A 3,066-nucleotide genomic window follows, 5' to 3' on the forward strand; every position below is an offset into this window, starting at 1 on the left:
CCTCGCACATCGTGAGTCACGAAATCCTGCGAATCAGCGAGTATACGGGAGAAAAGCCCTAATCTACGAGGGAGCGCATTGCGCCGGCCGGGATTATCCAGGGTAATGACCGCAATGCGATCCTCGAAAAATTCTTCTAGCTTAGCCAGTCCCATGATCCAACCTCCTCGTGAAAAACGCCAAACGGCTCAAGACCTTCGCATACACGGAACGACAACGGGCTCCTGTTCACAATGACCGCAACGGCTGGCAAACCAACCTACCTCGAAGGGGCCATCAATTCACCCGTTTGGTCTGCTCTTTCCAGTACGGTTCTCGCAAAATGAACTTCTGCACCTTACCGCTGGCGGTTCGCGGCAATTCGGCAACAATGTCGACCGATGTCGGCGCTTTGAAGTGGGCGAGATAATCGCGGCAGAAGCGGATGATGTCGTGCGGGTCCAAGGCGGCGTCCTTCTTCAATACCACAATGGCCTTCACCGTTTCACCCCATTTGGCATCGGGAACCCCAATGACGGCAGCTTCCTGAATCTGCGGATGGCGGTACAACACCGATTCCACCTCAACCGAGGAAATGTTTTCGCCGCCGGAGATGATGATGTCCTTGTCCCGGTCGCGGATCTCAATGTAGTGGTCGGGGTGGACGATCGCTAAATCCCCGGTGTGAAACCATCCGTCCCGCAGCACCTTGGCAGTCGCGTCGGGATCCTGGTAGTAGCCTTTCATGACCACATTGCCGCGGCAGACGATTTCGCCCAGCTCTTCCCCATCCTCAGCCACTTCGGTGTTGTCCGGGCGCACCACGCGAACCTCCCCGGACAATAGCTGGGGGATACCCTGGCGGGCGGATCGCAACGCGCGCTCGGCCACCGGTCGATGGCGCTCTTCCGGAAGCCACTCCGACACGGTAATGAAGGGTGAGACCTCCGTCAGTCCATACACGTGCAAGATCTCAAATCCTAAGGATTCCATCCGCTCGATTATCGATGCCGGCGGCGGAGCTCCCGCCGTGCCAAGGCGTATGGGTTGATCCACGTGGGCGGCATCCGGACTATGAATCATGATATTCATGACGGCCGGCGCACCGCACAGGCGGGTCACGCGGTGTTCACGGATGAGCCGCCAAATTTGGGATCCGTCTACCTTGGGCAAGGTGACATGGACCCCGCCAACTCCAGTGACCGCCCAGACACCACCCCAGCCATTGACATGAAACATCGGCAGCGTATGGAGGTAGACATCGCCCAGCCCCACCTGCAGGTGATAGGCGAAATCGACTGCGTTGGCCATGAGATTCCGATGTGTCAGTTCCACCCCTTTGGGGCGTGCGGTTGTTCCGCTCGTGTAGTTCAACGTCATGGTAGCATCCTCGTCAATGTCCGGCAGGGGTAGCGGATCGCCCGAAAAACGGCCCAGCACGGCCTCGTATTCAGGTAGGCCGGCCGCCGACCCGCGGCTGACCCAGACCGTCGGCAAGGATTCCTGGAGCGGCGCAATCAACGGCCACAGCGTCACATCGACCACAACCAGACGTGCGCCTGAATGGTCCAGAATATACGCATAGTCGTCCACCGCGAGCCGCGTATTGAGTGGTACCAAAATCGCGCCGACCCAAGGCACCGCATAAAACATGTCCAACATGGGCCCGGTGTTGGGCATCAGCGCGGCCACCCGGTCGCCCGGCTTGATGCCTGAGTCGATAAGCGCCCGCGCCACCCGAAAAATGCGCTGAGCCCAGGTGCCGTAGGTTTCCTCATAATCGCCGTCTATTATGGCTAACCGCTGGTCATAGTACTTGAAGGCCCGATTGGCCAGGGCGAGCGGTGTCAAGGGAGTCTTCATTAGGGGTTCCTCCTTCCCTCATTGTGCCCGGCAATAACTCGGGGCGACTGCGGATCCGATCCATAGCGCGCTTCCAAGGTCCGGATTTCCGGCAGCCCGATGAAATCTAGAAATTCGTGGAACGGCACCAATTGCTCCATGACGCCAAGAGGCGTGCCTTCCGTGCGGATGGACTCAAGCACCACCCGCATGGCCCGCGTCGCGGACAGCAGGGCGCTGACGGGAAAGATAATGAGGCGGAAGCCTAACTGGCGGAGATCCGCGTAGGTCACCGATGGGGTTTTCCCGCCTTCCGCCCAGTTGAACACCAGCGGTACGTCAGGAAATTCTGTAGCGATGCGCTGAATTTCGTCCTCGGTCTCCGGCGCTTCCACGAACAACAGATCCGCGCCGGCCTCGTGGTATTGGTGCGCGCGCGCGAGGGCGGCGTCCAGTCCCTCGACCGCCCGGGCGTCCGTCCGCGCGATGATGACGAAATCCGCGGAGCGCCGGGCATCGCACGCGGCGCGGATTTTGGCCGCCATCTCGGAGGTCGAAATGACTTCCTTGCCCGCCATGTGACCGCATTTTTTCGGGGCCACTTGATCCTCCAGATGGATACCGGCCACACCCGCCAACTCGTATTCCTGCACGGTACGGACAACGTTGACGGGATTGCCGTATCCCGTGTCGGCGTCGGCAATTACAGGAATGTTGGATACGGCCTGGGCTATCTGCCGCGCATGATCAACCATCTCACGCATGGTCAAAAGTCCCACGTCTGGCCGACCTAACACGGAAGCCGCGGCGCCAAATCCCGTCATATAGACCGCGTCGAACCCCGCTTCTTCGATTAAGCGTGCACTAAGGGCGTCAAATGCACCGGGGGCCAAAATGGGTTCCGGTTGTTTGAGAAGGTTACGAAATTGTTTGCCAGGATTAGGGCTTAGTCCCATGAACTTGCTCACTACAGCTTCGCCTCCTGTTCGTCTCATATGCGAAAGCCGTCTGTTCGAGGGTACTTTTGATTGACTAGTTCGTCAATACTGAAAACGAAGCTGTTCTTGACTTATTTCGACAATCCTATATTGGCGACGTTCAGGAGTAGGCGCCGACCACCATTGGGCGAATAGCCGTCAACGCCGAGAAGCGGCGGCATCCAACCTCTTAGGAGCCTTTTCATTTAATCCGAACCCGCACGGCGCGCGGGTTTGACGCATTGGACGCTGCGATTTTCCTACACTA

Annotated in this window: 2 protein-coding genes; both read right to left on the reverse strand. The window is 58.5% G+C overall.

Annotated features, from left to right (window positions below; genetic code table 11):
- Window positions 1-276: 276 nt before the first annotated feature.
- The gene (locus HIJ39_RS22185; RefSeq protein WP_169103219.1) at window positions 277-1,842 is read right to left on the reverse strand and encodes a long-chain-fatty-acid--CoA ligase; all 1,566 of its coding nucleotides are present in this window, start codon (window positions 1,840-1,842) and stop codon (window positions 277-279) included.
- The gene (locus HIJ39_RS22190) at window positions 1,842-2,789 is read right to left on the reverse strand and encodes an isocitrate lyase/PEP mutase family protein (protein ID WP_338055275.1); all 948 of its coding nucleotides are present in this window, start codon (window positions 2,787-2,789) and stop codon (window positions 1,842-1,844) included. Before HIJ39_RS22190 ends, HIJ39_RS22185 begins: the two co-directional genes overlap by 1 nt.
- Window positions 2,790-3,066: the final 277 nt, after the last annotated feature.

The organism is Sulfobacillus harzensis, assembly GCF_012933365.1.
GTDB lineage: Bacteria > Bacillota > Sulfobacillia > Sulfobacillales > Sulfobacillaceae > Sulfobacillus_B > Sulfobacillus_B harzensis.

Bases quoted from the DNA above. Each gene is read 5' to 3' on its own strand.
- HIJ39_RS22185 (WP_169103219.1), bottom strand. From the start codon at position 1,842: ATGAAGACTCCCTTGACACCGCTCGCCCTGGCCAATCGGGCCTTCAAG.